Annotated in this window: 16 protein-coding genes; 6 read left to right on the top strand and 10 right to left on the bottom strand. The window is 49.8% G+C overall.

The genetic code is table 11. The features are described 5' to 3' along the window. Positions 1-4 precede the first annotated feature (4 nt). The gene (locus F608_RS0119060) at positions 5-757 is read left to right on the top strand and encodes a tetratricopeptide repeat protein (RefSeq protein WP_022667269.1); all 753 of its coding nucleotides are present in this window, start codon (positions 5-7) and stop codon (positions 755-757) included. 105 nt (positions 758-862) lie between these two features. Here F608_RS0119060 and F608_RS0119055 read toward each other — a convergent pair whose 3' ends face one another. From F608_RS0119055 to pilM, 5 genes are all read right to left on the bottom strand, one after another. Continuing rightward, the gene (locus F608_RS0119055) at positions 863-3,175 is read right to left on the bottom strand and encodes a type IV pilus secretin PilQ (RefSeq protein WP_022667266.1); all 2,313 of its coding nucleotides are present in this window, start codon (positions 3,173-3,175) and stop codon (positions 863-865) included. Between the two features lies 1 nt (position 3,176). Continuing rightward, a complete protein-coding gene (locus tag F608_RS35065; RefSeq protein ID WP_161626875.1) occupies positions 3,177-3,695 on the bottom strand; it encodes a pilus assembly protein PilP in 519 nt (172 codons plus the stop codon). A 139-nt stretch (positions 3,696-3,834) separates the two neighbouring features. Next, positions 3,835-4,494 (bottom strand): type IV pilus inner membrane component PilO, encoded by a 660-nt coding sequence (locus F608_RS0119045; RefSeq protein ID WP_022667263.1) that lies wholly within the window; start codon positions 4,492-4,494, stop codon positions 3,835-3,837. Further along, positions 4,494-5,081, bottom strand: coding sequence for a PilN domain-containing protein (locus F608_RS0119040; protein WP_022667262.1), 588 nt, complete (start codon positions 5,079-5,081; stop codon positions 4,494-4,496). Before F608_RS0119040 ends, F608_RS0119045 begins: the two co-directional genes overlap by 1 nt. Next, a complete protein-coding gene (gene pilM, locus F608_RS0119035; protein ID WP_022667261.1) occupies positions 5,078-6,130 on the bottom strand; it encodes a type IV pilus assembly protein PilM in 1,053 nt (350 codons plus the stop codon). The genes F608_RS0119040 and pilM overlap by 4 nt, the downstream gene beginning before the upstream one ends. 221 nt (positions 6,131-6,351) lie before the next feature. Here pilM and F608_RS0119030 point away from each other — a divergent pair, with 221 nt between their 5' ends. Next, on the top strand, positions 6,352-7,776 hold the full coding sequence (locus F608_RS0119030) for a sensor histidine kinase (protein WP_022667260.1): 1,425 nt from the start codon (positions 6,352-6,354) through the stop codon (positions 7,774-7,776). Positions 7,777-7,785: 9 nt separating this feature from the next. Continuing rightward, positions 7,786-9,159 (top strand): sigma-54-dependent transcriptional regulator, encoded by a 1,374-nt coding sequence (locus tag F608_RS0119025; RefSeq protein WP_022667259.1) that lies wholly within the window; start codon positions 7,786-7,788, stop codon positions 9,157-9,159. Positions 9,160-9,559: 400 nt separating this feature from the next. Here the strand turns inward: F608_RS0119025 and F608_RS0119020 are convergent, their stop codons facing one another. The 4 genes from F608_RS0119020 to F608_RS0119005 all read right to left on the bottom strand — a co-directional run bounded on the left by F608_RS0119020 (position 9,560) and on the right by F608_RS0119005 (position 14,043). Further along, positions 9,560-10,243, bottom strand: coding sequence for a tetratricopeptide repeat protein (locus tag F608_RS0119020; protein ID WP_022667257.1), 684 nt, complete (start codon positions 10,241-10,243; stop codon positions 9,560-9,562). Positions 10,244-10,343: 100 nt separating this feature from the next. Next, positions 10,344-10,814 carry an SH3 domain-containing protein gene (locus F608_RS0119015; protein WP_022667256.1) on the bottom strand — a complete coding sequence of 157 codons (471 nt, stop codon included), beginning with the start codon at positions 10,812-10,814 and terminating at the stop codon, positions 10,344-10,346. A gap of 83 nt (positions 10,815-10,897) precedes the next feature. Continuing rightward, on the bottom strand, positions 10,898-13,072 hold the full coding sequence (gene feoB, locus F608_RS0119010) for a ferrous iron transport protein B (protein ID WP_022667255.1): 2,175 nt from the start codon (positions 13,070-13,072) through the stop codon (positions 10,898-10,900). After that, on the bottom strand, positions 13,069-14,043 hold the full coding sequence (locus F608_RS0119005; RefSeq protein WP_022667254.1) for a FeoA domain-containing protein: 975 nt from the start codon (positions 14,041-14,043) through the stop codon (positions 13,069-13,071). The genes feoB and F608_RS0119005 overlap by 4 nt, the downstream gene beginning before the upstream one ends. A gap of 240 nt (positions 14,044-14,283) precedes the next feature. Between F608_RS0119005 and F608_RS0119000 the strand changes: the two genes are divergently transcribed. Both F608_RS0119000 and F608_RS32580 read left to right on the top strand, forming a co-directional pair. Then, positions 14,284-15,339 carry a tRNA-dihydrouridine synthase gene (locus tag F608_RS0119000; RefSeq protein WP_022667253.1) on the top strand — a complete coding sequence of 352 codons (1,056 nt, stop codon included), beginning with the start codon at positions 14,284-14,286 and terminating at the stop codon, positions 15,337-15,339. An 87-nt stretch (positions 15,340-15,426) separates the two neighbouring features. Next, positions 15,427-15,792: a YkgJ family cysteine cluster protein gene (locus F608_RS32580; protein WP_033398845.1), complete on the top strand. Its 366-nt coding sequence runs from the start codon at positions 15,427-15,429 to the stop codon at positions 15,790-15,792. On the opposite strand, the gene F608_RS0118990 is transcribed toward F608_RS32580, so the two are convergent. Next, positions 15,750-16,046, bottom strand: coding sequence for a hypothetical protein (locus F608_RS0118990; protein ID WP_022667251.1), 297 nt, complete (start codon positions 16,044-16,046; stop codon positions 15,750-15,752). The two genes, F608_RS32580 and F608_RS0118990, sit on opposite strands and share 43 nt — an antisense overlap. Before the next feature lie 255 nt (positions 16,047-16,301). On the opposite strand from F608_RS0118990, the gene yedF reads away from it, so the two are divergent. Continuing rightward, positions 16,302-16,928, top strand: a complete 627-nt coding sequence (gene yedF, locus F608_RS0118985; protein ID WP_027362905.1) for a sulfurtransferase-like selenium metabolism protein YedF — start codon at positions 16,302-16,304, stop codon at positions 16,926-16,928.

Raw genomic sequence — 16,928 nt, 5'->3', positions numbered from 1 at the left:
CGCAATGAAGAATTTTCTATTTTTAATTCTTGCAGGATTTTTTCTGATTTCCTGTGCCGGGTCTGCCCATCGCCCCAACCAAACCAATATCGGCCAGGCCATTAAAACGGAAGGGGAGATCTTTCTCAGGCAGGGGAATTATACCGTCGCCCTGACCAAGCTGCTCGAAGCTGAAAAGAGCATCCCCGACGACCCCTATCTTCACAACAGCCTGGGGCTGGCATATATGGGCAAAAAAAGAAATGATTTGGCAGCCGCCTCTTTTAAAAAGGCCTTGAATCTGAAACCGGATTACATGGATGCCGTAAACAATTTAGGGGCTGCCTACCTGAGGCAAAACAAATGGGACCTGGCCATAGAGACATTTAAAAGTCTTTTGGGCAACCTTCTATATCCCACCCCCCATTTTCCCCTTTCAAATATCGGCTGGGCATATCTGGAAAAAAAAGAATTTTCCAGGGCGGAAACCTATTTTAAAAAATCCCTTGATCTTTTTCCCGGATTTGTCACCGCCTCCCACGGACTGGCTCAGGTCTATCTTCAGACCGGTCAGACGGACAGGGCCCTTGATTACCTTCACACCTGTCTTAACCGGTCTCCGAAAACAGCCATTTTCCTCGCCGACCTTGCCCAGGCCTACGAAAAAAAAGGAGATCGCACAAAGGCCCTGCGATCATGGAAAAAGGTCAGACATCTTTCGCCGAAAAATTCCGGGCTGGCCAGAAAAGCCGATGAAAAGATATCCGAACTGAAATAACCCCGGCCTCCAAAAACCGGAAAGGTTTCAGTTCCGATTGTTTTGGAACTGAAACCTTTCCAATGGTTACAACATCAGGGTTCATTCTCTCAGGCAGAGCCGTAATTAATCCGAGGTTGCCCTGACATTCCGTTTTTGTTCAAGCTGGACAATGGACGGGGTCATGAAGATGAGCAGTTCGTTTCTGTCATCTTCCTTTGAGGTGCTTCCGAACAAGTGGCCCAGAACCGGGATTCCGGTGAGAAAGGGAAGACCTTTATTATTATCTGTTTTGGTTGTTTTGACAATCCCACCGATGACCACGGTGTCCTGGTTGTTGACCAGCAGTTCGGTTTCCGCCTCATTGGTGTTAAGGGTCGGAACCCCGGTTGTGGTTTCGCCGGCGAGATCATTTTTGGTCAGCTTGACCGTCATTGAGATCCTCTTATCCGGGGTAACATGGGGGGTCACCTCCAGGAGCAGGTCAATGTCCTTGAATTTGACGGAGGATCCGCCGGAATCATCCCTCTCCAGATAGGCATACTCCACCCCTTGCTTGATCCTGGCCTTTTTATTGTCCAGGGTCAGAATCCGGGGAGAAGAGACGATCTTCACGTCTCCCTGTTCCTCTGATGCCTCCAGCTGAGCGTTCAGTGCAGTGACGGATGAGCCGAACAGCCTGAAAAATGAAAAATCCCCGGCGATTCCGGAACTATTGAGCGATAAGTCAAAATCGTCGATAAAACCCGAGGTAGCCCCCGAAGCATTGGAAAGGTTCCATCCGATTCCCAGCTTCCTGGAAAATTTCTTGGTCACCTCCACGATTTTTGCCTCAATGATGATCTGGGGAGTCACCGTATCCAGCCTGTAAATCATCTCCAGGATATGATCGACCTTGGCCTGGGTATCCGTGACGATGATCATATTGGTCCGCTGGTCAACGGACAGATTTCCCCGTTCCTTGGTCAGGATGGGTTTGATATGGGGCTCGATATCTTTGGCTGCATCTGAATAGTTGATGGGGATATACTCGGTAATCAGGGGCTCAAGACTCTCTTTTTGTTCCTGGGATTTCTTGATGGCGGCAATGGCATCCTGCCTGGCCAGTTCTTCGGTTTTCAGGGTCTCCAGGGTGGCAATCCGGATCACATTCCCTTCCATTTTTTTCCCCAGGCTGTTCATTTTAAGGACCAGGTCCAGGACCTGATCCCAGGGAACCGGCTCCTCAAGGGTCATGGTCACCTTGCCCTGGACATCCTTATCAATGGCAAAATTCAAACCGCTGACGCTCCTCAGAATTCGGAAAACGTTCTTTACATCGGTTTCATAGAAATCGAGTTTGATTTTCTCGCCGGTGTAGACTGGCCTAGCGTCCAGCATGCCCCCCATGGAATCTTGGTTGTCTGCCGCCGGAGCCGGGGCCGTCCCAGCGTTGCCTGGAGGTATGGGAGCGGTCTGGCCCGCACCGGCCGTTTTTACGGCTTTATCAAATACCGGTGGCTGGGTATCAGAGGGTTCAAATAAGACAGATATTAAATTCTTGTTCTGAAACACCCTGTAGGGAACCTGATCCCGGACATGGATCTGAATTTTAGAGTCCGTGCCCTTCCCGGCCGTGGGAATGATCTCTTCAACAGCTGAATCAAAATACTGGGTTTTCAGGGATCTTTGGTGATAATCCGGGATAAGGGTATTATAGAGATTAAGGTCTATGATTTCGGGGCTTTTGGGAACAAGCTCATACTTCACAGGATGGCTGGTTTCCACGAGGATGTCTGACCGGCCGCTCCTGGCCGTATCAAAACGGATATCCGTGAGCCGGGCCCTGGTGTCTGGAACCACAACCTCTGAGCCGGTTTGGCTGGCGGCTGACGGGAAATCTTCTTCCATGCTCCCGGCCGGCTCCTGGTTCCCGCCCGCCAGGCTTATGCTGTCACCCTGTTTTTTGGAAAAAACCAGTCTCAGGGCGGCATCCTCCTCCTTGACTTCATAGGAAATATCCTGTTTTAAAAGAATTTCCACTTTGGCGGTGGTCTGGTCCTGGTCAGCATATCCGACCTTCACGTCCTGAACCAGATCATCCTCTTTGAAATCAAGACCCATGTCCTTGTCAATTCCGGTTCCGGACAGATAAACGGCAATTCCAAAGGGAAAGGCCTGTTTAATGGAGGTGTAGCCCTTAAGCTCCCGGTTGCCAAGGATCAGTGCCTCAACCCCCTGGCCTGTCCGTTGAATGCGAACCGACTGGATAAGCGGGTTTTCGCTGATCTGGGAGTCCGCAATGTCCAGAGTTTCTTTTTCCATGGAAGCGCTCTGTTTTTCCATGGTTTCGACATTTTCAGTTTCCTGGGAAACACACCCCGGAGCCAGGGATAGAGCCAGAAACAAACAGCCGATCATCACCCGATAAATGCTTGTATTAAACTGAAAAAAAGGCATATTATTCCCCGCTATCTCTTTTATGAAGTTTCATTTCCTGGAAACGCTCCTTGCGGTTCCCCTTATAATCTTTAACGATTTCCTTGATAATGATGCTGCTTTGATTGATCTGGGTCACCTGACCCGAATCCTTTCCCATATAGGTTCCGATCCCGACCTCATACCCCTTGCCCGTTGCCTCTTCCACCATGGCAATTTTTTTATTTTCCATGAGGATCACCGCCACAAGCTTGAGCTGGCTGAGCTCCATTTTTTCCAGGGGGGTCAAAACCCTCTTGGGCTCTTCTTCCGGTAAAGCTCCGTTCGCCTGGGGAGGACTTGCCTCTTTTTCCCGGACCAGGGGAGTGAAGGGGTCTATTTTCCCCTTGGAGCTGTACTTCATGTCCTGACCCATGACCAGTTCCATGATTGTGGCCTGATTCTTATCCTCAAGGGATTTGGAAATCTTTTCAATTGATTGGGTCTCGGCCTTCTTTACAGGAACCTTTTGCCCGGTCTTGGGCGGTTCTGCTTTGCTCACGGTCTTTGAGATGGCCCCGGATACCTGAGCCGGCGCCTGAGCTTTTTTCTGTGGGGTTCCTTTCTCACATGAGAACAAAAAGGCACAACAGAAAACCCAAACCGTCACAGCCAGTATTTTACTCAATCTCATGTCAGGATTATCCTCTTTTCTTTTTCTTGCCTGTTTTTTTACCCTGCTCTTTTCCCGACGAATCCACAAACATATAGGTGACTGCCGTGCAGCTCATCTCAATGAGATCCGGCCCCTGGGTCTTCTGCTTCATGGACATGTTTGTGATATTGATGATCCGGTTCATGTGGGCCATCTGGAAAAAGAAATTCGCAATCTGGTGGTAAGAGCCTTCCACCTTCATGGACAGGGGGATTTCCTTATAAAATTCCTTGTTCTGCTCGGCATCGGGCTGGAAAAGCAAAAACTCCAGACCTGCATTGGATCCGGCTTTGGAAACACCGGTCAGCATGGCCGGCAGTTCCCTTTTGTCGGGCAGGGCTTTGGTGGCGATATTGAATTCCCCTTGCACCTCTTCCATCTTCTTTTCCCATTTTGCCAGGGCCTTGGCCTTGATCTGATAGGTCTTCAATTTTTCGGACTGGGCCTTATACTCCTGCTTTACCCGGTCTAATTCTTCGCTCCTGGGAAGATAAATAAAATAAAAGTACGCCCCTCCGATCAATACAAATGTGCCCACGCAGATCAACAGCCTCTGGAGCCGGGTCAATTTGCCGATTTTTGTGAACAAACCGGCAAGTTGTTCCTTGAGTTTGTCTTTTTTGTTTTCTGCTGCGTCTTCTGCCATTACTTTCCCTTTTTCTTTTTGGTATCGTTCCCCTGGGGCTGGGATACCTTTTTCATGCAGACCAGTTCAAAGGACTTGAGCATGACATCATTGCCCATTTTCTTGATTTTGGATCTTTTCAGATTAATCTGGGAAAACCGGCTTGAGGCTTCAAGGTTCTTCATGAAATCGGCGATGGTCGGGTTGTCAAAAGAAATTCCCGTGATCACCACGCTGGCGGCATCGGATTTCAGGCTCTCGATCCACATCCTTCCCGGCACAATCTGACCGGGCAGAATTTCAAGCAGGTCCAGCTGGTCCTTCCGCCGGGTTTTAAGGGATTCCACGATCTGAAGTTTGTTCTCCAGGATTTTAAGTTGTTTCTTGATCAGGGTAACCCGGTCCGCCTTTTTCTTATACTTGGTAATCTGGCCTTTCACCACCTCGGTTTGCTGCCGGGTCTCTCGGATGGTCCTGTCCACGCTCAGGGTGTACCAGACCAGCACCAGGGCGGAAAATAAAATTAAAAGGAAAAATATCGAAACCTGCCGGCGAATATTTTCCTTTTTCCTTTCCAGTCTGAAAGGTAAAAGATTGACTCGTATCATTTGTCATCCACCCGTCTTAGAGCAAGTCCCAAGGCAATCGGTGCCTGGGGTCCCACCTTGGTTATGAAAGAGTCCGGAAATTTTTTTGAATCCAGAACCAGTCCGCCAAAGGGGTCCAGGACCGCCACCCTTGCATCCACTTCGGATTGAAGGTTCTCGGCAAATCCCTTGACAAGGCTTCCCCCTCCGCTGAGCAGTATCTTCCCCAATTTTTCCTCATTGGTGTTGTTCTGAAAGGCATTGATCACCTCGCAGATCTCCGAACACCAGGTATTTGATATATCTGCACTGATTTCACGGATAAGATCTCCCTCTTCACCATTTCCCTGGGCGAGCATATTTTCGGCGTCCTGAACGCTGATCTCAAGCCTGGATGACAGACCCTCAACGATCTGATTGGTTCCAGATACGTTATCCCGCATCATGATGGAATTGGTTCCCTTGAGGATATTCAAAGAGGTTTTGGAAGCCCCCACGTCCACCAACATGGCGATTTCCTCGGGTTCCCGGTGGGGCAGGGCTTCATATATGTTCTGGAGGGCAAAGGTATCCACGTCTATTATTTTGGGGTTGAGCCCCGCGGTCTGAATGAGTTCTATGTATTCTGCAACCAGATCCTTTTTCACCGCCACCAGAAGAACATTCATCTGCTCCGGCGAGAACTCACTCCCCCCCAGGATTTGATAATCGATATTGACGTCGTCAATGTCGTAGGGGATATACTGCTCCGCTTCGGAGTAAATGGTTTTATGCAGTTCGTTCTCCGGCTGTTTGGATGTGTTGATCGTCTTGATCACCACGGAGTGGCCGCCGGTGGAGATGGCCACGTTTTTCTCTCTGATCTTATGGGTCTTTAAGAGGGTCCGGATCACTTCGGCAACCCCATCCATATCGACGATACGATCTTCCGCTATCGCGCCATAGGGGATTTTTGCCATGCCGAACTTTTTAAGAACGTTCCCCTTTGAAGAGATCTTTACCTCAGCCGCCTTGACAAAGGAAGAACCGATGTCGAGACCGATCAGATGCTTTTTTCCACCCAATATCATATTCTTTCATCCCCATTACTGGTATTCGGGCCGTTTCTGTAGAACATAATATCTTTACTTTTCTATGAATAAATCATATCAATATTCCTGCAATTCTGATACTATGCGGCTGTAAAGTCAAGCATTATCGCTGTTTAGCTACATGAATAGCAAAAAAAAAAGGCAATTGCAAACCAAACCCGGATAAAATATGAACAAAAATACCCAAATAAAGGAGAAATGTGAAAAAAATCCCGCAGAAACAACTCCCCCCCCAGGGCGCAAGGCCCTTTATCCTGGTAAAAGCCTTTACATTTTCAAGCCTGATTGTCATGCTGACGGCAACCATTATAATCGCCGCACTCAATGCCCACTGGGTCAGAAATTTACTCCTTGAAAAAAGCAAAGAGTACAACACCCTATTAATAGAAAACCTCAATCACCAAATTTTTCTCAGATTCGTCGCCCCGGTGGCCCTACAGCACGGAGAGATAAAACTCAGGGAAAAAGAACAGCACCGCCTTTTGGACGCCGTTATAAAATCGACCCTCCACAGTTTTCATGTTGAAATGGTCAATATCTACGGAACGGACAATATCATCGGCTATAGTTTTGATAAAACCCGGATCGGAAAGAAAAACGCCGGCGGAGTCCATTATGAAAGGGCCATGCAAAAGGAATCCACCTCCAAGCTCATCCAGAAGGGAAGTTTTCTGGAACTTCTGTTCTGGTTTCCCCAGGAAACCAAAATCGTTACCTTTGCTCCGTTGATGCAGGAGGTCCGGTTGTCCAGGCAGGGGGAACGGGTGGTTATCGGCGTGATTGAGATCATCCGGGACGTGTCCGATGACTACCAGCAGGTATTCAGACTCCAGGGACTGATCGTCGCCTCCTGTGCCAGTGTAATGGGAATTCTCTTTCTTGTACTGAGGTATATTGTCAAGCATGGAGAAAACATCATTGAACGCAGGGCCGAAGAAAGACTCCGGCTGGAAGAAAAACTCCGCCAGGCGGAACACCTGTCTGCCATCGGGGAGATGACCGCCGGTGTCTCCCACGAAATCAGAAACCCTTTGGGGATAATTAAAAGCAGCGCCCAACTCATGAAAAAAAAGATGGCACGGCTTTCCGTCAAGAGCAATATCCCCGATATTATTGTGGAAGAGTCCAGCCGGCTTGACAATATCATCACCGACTTCCTGGACTTTGCCAAGCCCAGACTGCCGGACCTGAGGCCCTGCCGCGTGGAAGAGGTCATTGAAAAGAATCTGACCTTTCTGGAACCCCAGATTAAAGAGCGAAAGATTGAAATCATAAAATCATTCACCCCGAACCTGCCCGAGATCATGGCGGATCCCTCCATGCTCTACCAGGCGTTTTTAAACATCCTGCTCAACTCTTTCCAGGCGGTTAAGGAAGAAGGCGTCATCGCCATTTCAATTGCCGTGGAAAAGGGCCATATCCATGTCTGCTTTACCGATAATGGTGACGGGATAGATCCGGATGTGCTAAAAAAGATCTGGACCCCTTTTTATACGACAAAAGACACCGGCACGGGATTGGGGCTGGGCATCGTAAAAAACATTATGGAAGCCCATAAAGGAAGTATAAGGGTTTCAAATTCTACGGGTTCAGGGGCGGTTTTTGAAATTTTTCTGCCGGTTTAGGAGTGGACAATGGAAACCATATTAATCGTTGATGATGAAAAACACTACCCCATGATCTTAAGCGAGGTCCTGGAGGAAGAGGGATATGCTTCTTTAACGGCCTCAAGCGGCATGGAGGCCCTCGATATTCTGAACACCCAGCTCATTGACCTGGTCCTCACCGATGTAAAAATGTCCGGGATGACCGGTATTGACCTGCTTGAAAAGATAAAGGACCTCAAACCCGACCTGCCGGTTATTATCATGACGGCCTTCGGCAGTGTGGAAAAGGCTGTGGAGGCCATGCACAAGGGAGCCTATACCTTTATCCTCAAGCCCTTTGAAAACGAAGCCCTCATCGCCCATATTGCCAAAGCCCTGTCCATGTATAGAATCGTCCAGGAGAACAGCATACTCAGGGATGCCATGCACAGCCGGTATCAGTTTGACAATATCATCGGTAAGAGCAAGCCCATGCAGGAATTGTATGAAATCATCAAGAAGGTGGCGCCGACAAATGCGTCGGTCCTCCTGGAAGGTGAAAGCGGAACCGGAAAAGAACTGGTGGCCAAGTCCATTCACTGCAACAGCATGAGAAAAAGAAACACTCTTGTGGCCGTGAACTGTTCCGCCTTTGCCGAGTCTCTGCTGGAAAGTGAATTGTTCGGTCATGAAAAAGGAGCCTTCACCGGCGCGGCCAACATGAAAAAAGGCCGGTTTGAGCTGGCCGACCGCGGCACCCTGTTTCTGGATGAAATCGGAGAACTTCCCATGCCTTTGCAGGTTAAACTTCTGCGGGTTCTTCAGGAAAAAACAGTGGAAAGAGTGGGAGGGACCCTGCCCATCCCCGTTGATTTCCGACTCATCGCAGCCACCAATAAAACCCTTGAGGATGAAGTAAAAAAGGGCAGATTCAGGGAAGATCTCTACTACCGGCTCAATGTGGTAAAAGCTGTTCTCCCCCCCCTAAGGGATCGGCAGGAAGACATCCCTCTGCTCATTGACCATTTCATCAAAAAATATACCAGTGGTCCGGAATCTGCGGGCAAAGTGATCAGCGGCATCTCCAGGGAAGCAACACAGATTCTGTGTGAATACAATTGGAACGGCAATGTCAGGGAACTCGAAAATGTCATTGAAAGATCTGTCATTCTTTCCGACAGCGATATTATTTCACTGCCGGACCTGCCGCCCCAGGTCCGGCAGAATTCCGGCCCCACCCTTGCCCTGGATGGAATTCCCGAGGGGGCCGGCCTGTCAGAAACCCTTGCCGCCGTGGAAAAAAGGATGATACAAAGGGCCATGAAGATGTCGGGAAACGTCCAGACAAAGGCGGCCAAAATCCTCGGGATCGGAAAAAGCGGCTTACACCAGAAATTGAAAAAGTTTGGCCTGGATGTCTGATAACCAATTGGAATACAAGAGAATTCAATACACTCCGTGATCGGTTCAAAATCTTGAACTTACGATAAAAACCCTATAATTTCATTATGTTATCTTCGATACGCTCGGATCTGACTTTCAGTGGGTTCAAAATTTTGAACCTTTCCCCTAAAAAACAGAATTGTCCCATCCGGGACAATTGGGAAAAAAATGTCATATTTTAACGAAAAATAACCTTGTTTCAGGAGCTTAGAAAAAAAAGAGAAAAAAAATATGCAAAACATGGCGGTTTGGCAAGATCTTTGCATTTTTATATTCTCACTAACCAAGGGTTAGTTTTTTCATCTTTTTTTCCTTTTCTGAAAAAGGCTGCGACCGAGAGGTCAGCAGCCTTTTTCAGTTCTGGATGAAGGGGGGATAATCAGTTTGCGGATTTGGCCTCGGCAATGTCGTGATAAATTGAATCTTTATAATCACTGGCCAGTTTTTCGTACAATTTGCGGCTGGCATCGGACTCATTTTGCGCCTCGTGCAGGCCGGCCAGGGCAAAAAGAGCCTGGTCCTTTGACAGGGCTGAGTCTGAGCTCTCTATCCGGGAAAAATAGGAACGGGCCTGGTCAAAATCTTTTTTGGCCTGGCAGACGTTCCCCAGGGCGGCCAGTAGAAAATTTTTCAGACCGGGGTCCTTTTTAAAGACTTCATAGGCCTGGCTGTACATGTCAAAGGCCATGTCATACTCTCCGGCATCAAAGCATATTTTAGCAAACTTCATCCTGGCCATTTTTCCGGCATTTGTATTTGAATAGTCCTGGAAAACAGCCCCGAAATCATCCTTGACCGCTTCAAATCCCTTTTGGGGATCCCGGGCCTTTGCATACTTGGCAATCGCCCTGGCCGTCAGTTCAGAGGCCCTGTCTTCCGAATGCTTAAAACTGGCCATGATGCCCGAAAAGATGACAATGACGGCAACCACTGCGCCCAAAGCCGCCATGAGCTGATTTTTGTGTGCCTTTGCATAGGTCATTGCCTTTAGGAGGTTTACCTGGAATGGGTCCATCTGCTCCAGCTCTTTTTTTCTCTCGTTCGAAATTTTCTGTTCAGCCATGCTCCACCTTGATTTAGGTTAATGAACTCGTCCCCTACGGGAAGAGGATGTCTTCCCCGTGTTCAAGTCCTGATTTTTTTCCATCCTGCCATGGGCCGGATCACCATACCAATGTTTTATAAATCCATCCTTTTTCGCCGTCTGCATGCTCTATCCTGATCCAGTTCCCCTTTCTCTTGAGGACTTTGAAGGGGACACCCCGCTCAACGGTAAACAGGATCCTACTCTTTGTATTGGGCTCGGACCGGACATTGGATTTGGTCTTTTTGGTGATCACTCCGGTCATCTTGCTCAGAAGGGATTTGTGAATCCAGGCCATATCCCCTTCAAAATCTTTTATCTTGTACCAATTGCCCTTTTTTTCAACCACCAGAAAAGGATGGTACTGCTCCACCTGCCAAAGCACTTCATATTTTGTGCCGGGGCCGGACCTTAAATTGGCGATTCCGGCTTTGACCGTAACCCGTTCGGCAGCGCCTGCCTGGCAGACCAGCATTCCCGGGAGAACCAAACCCAAAAAAATCAGGAAAGCGTAATATTTTAACCTATATTTCAACATAGAATTTTCCATGACGGCTCCTCCATATAACGGCCATACAACAGCAGAAAGGCCGGATTTCCCGCTTTTCACTTCAGGCTCCCCGTGTCCTTATATCATCCCTGTAAAAAACATCCTGTCTGATATACCAGAAAAGACATGGCCCATGCAACCATAGTTGTGTAGATCACGTTAAACAATGCCCACCGGGCAGATGCTTCCCTGTAAATGGTCATGACCGTGGCAAAACAGGGCACATAAAGCAGGACAAAAACCATCATGGACAGGGCTGACAAGGGGGTCATGCCGGATTTTCTCAAGGCCGATTCCAGAGCCTTTCCATTTTCCTCCCCCACCCCGTAGAGCACCCCCATGGTGCTGACCACCACCTCCTTGGCCACAAACCCGGTAACCAGAGCCACACCGGCCCGCCACCCGATACCGATGGGCTGAAACAAAGGCTCCAGGGCATGGCCCAACCTTCCGATATAAGATTTTGCCACCCGTTCCTGCTCCCTTTTATTCTCGATCTCCATAATTTTATGGGATACCTGATCCTTGAGGATCTTTTGCTCTTTTTCTTCGGCCGCTGCCATTTGAGTTTCAGCCGCCTCCATGACCTGCTTGATCTGCCCCTGGTAATCAACTGAGTATGAAATATTCCTGGGGAAATTTGACAGCCCCCAGATGATGATGGAACCGATGAGAATTACCCCGCCCATTTTTCGTAGAAACATCTTGCTCCTGTCCCACATGTGGATGAGCAGGCTTTTCAACATGGGGGTACGATAGGGGGGAAGCTCCATGACAAAAGGGGCATCCTCTCCCTTGAAAAACATTGAACGGAGCAGGCGGCCGGACAGGATGGCGATGAGGATGCCGGCGGTATAGAGGCAGAAGATAATAGTGCCGGCCCTGTGGGCAAAAAAACTGCCTGCCAGTACAATATAGACCGGCAGCCGGGCCGAACACGACATAAAGGGGGTCATGAGGATGGTCAGAATCCTGTCCTTTTCATGCTCAAGGGTCCGGGTGGCCATGATGGCCGGAACACTGCATCCGAACCCCATGAGCATGGGGATAAAGGATTTGCCGTGGAGCCCTGAAGTATGCATGACCCGATCCATCAGAAAAGCCGCCCTGGCCATGTATCCGGTATCCTCAAACAGGGCAATGCAGAAAAAGAGAATCAGAATATTGGGAAGAAAGATGATCACACTGCCGATACCGGCAATGATCCCGTCCAGGAGTAGAGACTTGAACAAAGAGGGTTCCAGCATCAGGTCCAGCCGGGCAGACAAAAATCCCACCCCTGACTCGATCCACCCCATGGGATAGGCCCCCAGGCTGAACGTCAGTTGAAACATGGCCCAGATGAAGAAGATAAATACCGGGATGCCTAGAAAACGGTCCGTAAGTACCAGGTCAATATTCCTGGACATGTCGATCCGCCTGGAGGCAAGATTGGTGACAGTCTCTTTTACAATTCCGGCAATCACCCCGTACCGATCCTCGGTGAGCACAATCTCGAAATCGTCCTGGAACTGATCAAAAATCCTCTTCCGGCAGGCCTTGGCTTCGGCAACTGCCTCTTCCCCGGCTCCGCTCATCCGGACTAAAATTCTTTCCTTGACGATCCTGTCATCCTCAAGAAGCTTAATGGCATTCCACCGGGAAAGAGCTTCGATATTCTCCGGGTCCGGGTCTGAATCCAGGATTGTTAAAACCCTTGAGATGGAATCTTCAACCTCTTTGCCGTAGCGGATGGGTCTTGTTTTTTTCCCCTTTTCAAAGGCCCTGATCTCTTCAATGGCCCTGTCAACCAGGTCCCCTATCCCCTTGTTCCTGTTGCCCACGGTAAAGACAACGGGCAGTCCCAGAAGGTCCGACAGCTTTTTTTCGTCTATACGGATCCCCTTGGCCTGGGCCGTGTCTGCCATATTCAGGGCGAAAACGGCCGGCCGGCCCAGTTCCAGAATCTGAAGGGCCAGAAAAAGACTCCGCTCAAGATTGGATGCATCGATGATATTGATCACCAGATCCGGGGCTTCATTGATAACAAAATCCCTGGCTGCGATTTCCTCCATGGAAAAAGGAGTCAGACTGTAGGTCCCGGGCAGGTCTACGATCCTGAGATCCGCATCCCGGTGCCGTAAAAGACCTTCTTTTTTTTCAACTGTGACCCCGGGCCAGTTTCCCACCTTCTGCCGGGCCCCGGTAAGGTGATTAAAAATACTTGTCTTGCCGCAATTGGGGTTGCCGGCCAGGGCAATGGTATATGTCTGCCTCATATCTGTCTGTCGTGTACCTGTTCAACCAGAATATTGGCTGCCTCTTCCACCCGCAGGGAAACATGGTAGCCCTTGACCACCAGTTCAAGGGGATCTTTCAAGGGCGCATATTTTTCCACATAGATTTTTGTTCCCCGGTTAATCCCCATCTCCAGAAGCCGCCTGCGCAAAAGCCTTTCACCGGAAACCCGGACGATCACCGCCTCCTGACCGGATTTCATCCGGCTCAGGGGCATGGTCTTCCCTTTCCCCTCCCTGTCCCGGATCTTGTCCGGTTCGGGCAAATCATCCTTTCCAAAATGCCTGACCCATATCTTCTGGGCCATGCCCGTTCCAATGACCAGCCGGTTCTGACCCGAGGCCACCACGATCTGCCCCCCGAATCCGCTGGACAGAATTTCAACGGGATCTCCGATCCTCAGGCCCATGGAGGAGATGCGAAGCTGCATCTTTGTACCGGCATCCACTTCCTTTATGATCATCTTTTCGCCCTGCCTGGCCCGGTTCAAAGGCACCAGTTCTTTTCTCGAAGCCATGCATCCCGAACAGAGGCCGTAAATCTCCATCTTATGCTGGAGCATGTAAAATCCGTAGGCGGCGGTCACCTTTTTCTGCTGTTTCTCCAGGGCTTCATCCTTGAACTCCAGGATCGATCCGCACTTTGTGCAGATCATGTGATCATGGTGGACCCCCAGATGGCGGTGTTCATAAAGGGTATCCCTATCCTGATCAAATTCAGCCTTCAGGGCAAATCCGAACCGGCAAAGATGTTCCATGCTGGAAAAGATGAACTCATCATCCAGCTTTATCCCGTCGGCTTTCAACTGCCGGGAGATCTCCTGGAGGGTAACGTGGTCCTCAAGCTTTAAAAAGGCCTCAAGCACCTGAAACCGCTGATCGAACCGGTCCAGTCCCTGCTCTTTGAAAAGCCTGACAAACTGTCTTTTTTCCTGTTCATGCCTGGTGTGCATTCTTCAATTTACCCCTGTTTAACATAAGCACTCAGAATATTATAGGTAAGGGCCGATGTCAAGAAAGACCGACCCTGAAAAATGGGTTCTTTGATTCGGAGTTTTTCCTCCCTAACCACAGGCAGATGATAGCCACTGGAACGGAGGTTGCCACCCGGGGAGCCCGTCTCATATGATCTTGGAAAAATTGGATATCATTGACATATTTATGAATATCGAGTATAAGGTCAGACTTTAATTTTGTTACCCAAAGCCCTGCCCATGAAACATACGGACCCAGCCGCTCTTGCCCGGTTTTTAAACACCGGTCTTGTCATCGGCGGAAAAAACATATCCAACCGCCTTTTCCTGGCCCCCATGGCAGGATTGGGACACATTGCCTTCAGGCAACTGGTTTCCCGGTTCGGTGGTTTCGGTCTTCTCTTTACCGGCATGTGCAGCGCCCGGGCCGTTCCCCACGAAAATCCCTCCGTCTCACATGTCTTTACCTGGAGAAAAGAGGAACTGCCCCATACGGTCTGCCAGATCTTCGGGGCAGGTGAAGAGGATATGGCCGGGGCGGCGCGGCGCATTGAGTCGGAAGGCTTTTTCGGTGTGGACCTTAATTTCGGCTGTTCCGTTGCCGCCATCTGTAAAAAAGGATGCGGAGCCGCCCTCTTGAAAGAACCGGAGCTGGCCGGCCGGATCGTGGCATCGGTGAAAAAGGCCGTTGCCTGCCCTGTATTTGTAAAATTCAGGACCGGGTGGGACAACCACCCCGGCTTTCCTGAAGACATGGCCAGACGATTTGAGGACGCCGGGGCCGACGCCCTGGTTTTTCACCCGAGGGTGGCCCCTGACCGGCGGAACCGCCCCCCCAGATGGGAGATCATCGGGCAGGTGGAAAAAGCCGTTTCCATTCCGGTTTTTGGGAACGGCAACCTGTTTACCGAGAAAGACGGAATGCAAATGGTAAACCGGACCGGCTGCCAGGGCCTATCCATCGGCAGGATGGCCGTGGCAAGGCCCTGGATATTTGCCCAATGGACCCGGGGCTTTAAACCGGGTGAGGATGTGTATCACTTTACGGCCACATCCATGGCCGAACTGCTCAGGGAGCACTACAACGACCGCTTTGCCGTCAAGATGTTCAAAAAATTCGCCCCCTATTTCTGCGCCAATTTCAAATTTGCCCACTCCATCTTAAAACAGCTCATCCGGGCCGAGACCATGGATCAGATTCAGGACAATATTGACGGCCTGCTGCAATGCCCTCCCGAGACCCTGGCCCGGCCGAACATGAACCTGTTCCTCTGATTTTGAAAGCTCCCATGTTCTGCTGGAAACCCTTAACAATCAACAAAAATCTTTTTGATAAAAATGGCTGAAATAAACCAGAAAGATATGACAGACTTCAGATGCATCCGCTGCCATGCCTGCTGCCGCCAGGAAGGATATGTCAGGCTGAGGCCCGGAGAAGCCGACCGCATTGCACGGTTCCTGGAAATGGATCTGCTCTCCTTCACCCGGAAGTATACCCGTCTGACCCGGGACCGTCAGACCCTGTCCCTGGTTGAAAAGGAAAACAAGGAGTGCATTTTTCTAGGGAATGACGGCTGCCGCATCCATGAAGTCAAACCGGGTCAATGCCGGGATTTTCCCCTTAAATGGAAGTTCTCGGAATTTGAAAAAATATGCGGCTGGGCAAAGAACCGGTCCCGGGCCGACTACAATCCCAGTATGGACAGGCCCTCTTCCAGTTCAAAATAAGGTTTGATGTCATACCGGTATCCGGGCACCCCGAAGTAGACGGCCAGGCTGTCGGCGATCGCCTGGAGGCCCTCTGCCAGTCTGTGGTTTTCCAGTTCATAATAGGTGATGGAATGCATGCCCGACTCCTGGCCGGCCGAGATATAAGGTCCTTTTTTCTTGATATAATCCGGCAGGGCCGGGGCTTTAAGGTATCGATTGGCGATCTCCCGGGTGCTTTCCGGGGGATAGGTAACATTTGAAATAATGATCATAATCCTTCTCCTTTCCAGGGTTGAGTGCTCCCTGGATAATGGCCACACATCCTCTTCTGTGTCAATACTCAATCCGGGTTATATGCATAATTTGAATATTGATTTTACTTTCCATTGATGATCCCTATTTGACTTCCCGAAGGAGTCTTCTTAAGATAGGATTCAAAATAAGGCCGATTCCCTTGGAAAGGCTTTGTTATTGAGGTTATCCCCGCACTTTGGACTTTGGACCTTTTACCAGCAGAGAAAAATACCATGACCATCAAAGAAATAGACTGCCGCTCTTTGGAATGCCCGGCTCCGGTATTGAAAACCAAGGAAGCCATAGAAAACACCCCCCTCACAAGGATACGGATTCTGGTTGACAATGAGGCCGCTGTGGAAAATGTCAGCCGGTTTCTGAGTTTCCAGAATTTCCAGGTTTCCGTGGATTCAGACGGCGCTACCTCGGCCGTTGAAGGATTCCGGGACCCTGCACAGGAAAATGGAGCAACAGAGTCGGGACCGGGATCAGAACCCGGGGCTCCGAAGGACCGGCCCGCCCTTCAAAAGATCATGGTCATGATCTCCTCCAACCGGATGGGAAGCGGAGATGATGAGTTGGGAACAAAGCTCATGATCAACTACATCAAAACCCTGAAGGAAATGGGAGAAGAACTCTGGCGTCTGGTCTTTGTCAACAGCGGTGTTAAGCTGGCGGTGGAAGGATCCCCTGCAATGGATGACCTTAATGAGCTTGGGGATTCCGGTGTGGATATCCTGGTCTGCGGCACCTGCCTGACCCATTTTGGACTCATGGAAGTCAAAAAGGTGGGAACCACCACCAATATGCTGGACATTGTAACGTCCATGCAACTGGCCGAAAAGGCAATCAGCCTTTAG

This window comes from Desulfospira joergensenii DSM 10085 (assembly GCF_000420085.1).
GTDB classification, from domain to species: Bacteria; Desulfobacterota; Desulfobacteria; order Desulfobacterales; family Desulfobacteraceae; genus Desulfospira; species Desulfospira joergensenii.
The sequence above is the reverse complement of the archived record's forward strand: the minus strand, read 5'-3'. Positions and strand labels throughout refer to the sequence as shown.

What these genes read in the sequence shown, in the direction of transcription:
- F608_RS0119015 (WP_022667256.1), bottom strand. Translation starts at nt 10,814, where the DNA reads ATGGAAAATTCTATGTTGAAATATAGGTTAAAATATTACGCTTTCCTG.
- F608_RS32580 (WP_033398845.1), top strand. Translation starts at nt 15,427, where the DNA reads ATGACAGACTTCAGATGCATCCGCTGCCATGCCTGCTGCCGCCAGGAA.
- pilM (WP_022667261.1), bottom strand. Translation starts at nt 6,130, where the DNA reads ATGATATTGGGTGGAAAAAAGCATCTGATCGGTCTCGACATCGGTTCT.
- F608_RS0119040 (WP_022667262.1), bottom strand. Translation starts at nt 5,081, where the DNA reads ATGATACGAGTCAATCTTTTACCTTTCAGACTGGAAAGGAAAAAGGAA.
- yedF (WP_027362905.1), top strand. Translation starts at nt 16,302, where the DNA reads ATGACCATCAAAGAAATAGACTGCCGCTCTTTGGAATGCCCGGCTCCG.
- F608_RS0118990 (WP_022667251.1), bottom strand. Translation starts at nt 16,046, where the DNA reads ATGATCATTATTTCAAATGTTACCTATCCCCCGGAAAGCACCCGGGAG.
- F608_RS0119060 (WP_022667269.1), top strand. Translation starts at nt 5, where the DNA reads ATGAAGAATTTTCTATTTTTAATTCTTGCAGGATTTTTTCTGATTTCC.
- F608_RS0119055 (WP_022667266.1), bottom strand. Translation starts at nt 3,175, where the DNA reads ATGCCTTTTTTTCAGTTTAATACAAGCATTTATCGGGTGATGATCGGC.
- feoB (WP_022667255.1), bottom strand. Translation starts at nt 13,072, where the DNA reads ATGAGGCAGACATATACCATTGCCCTGGCCGGCAACCCCAATTGCGGC.
- F608_RS0119045 (WP_022667263.1), bottom strand. Translation starts at nt 4,494, where the DNA reads ATGGCAGAAGACGCAGCAGAAAACAAAAAAGACAAACTCAAGGAACAA.
- F608_RS0119025 (WP_022667259.1), top strand. Translation starts at nt 7,786, where the DNA reads ATGGAAACCATATTAATCGTTGATGATGAAAAACACTACCCCATGATC.
- F608_RS0119020 (WP_022667257.1), bottom strand. Translation starts at nt 10,243, where the DNA reads ATGGCTGAACAGAAAATTTCGAACGAGAGAAAAAAAGAGCTGGAGCAG.
- F608_RS0119005 (WP_022667254.1), bottom strand. Translation starts at nt 14,043, where the DNA reads ATGCACACCAGGCATGAACAGGAAAAAAGACAGTTTGTCAGGCTTTTC.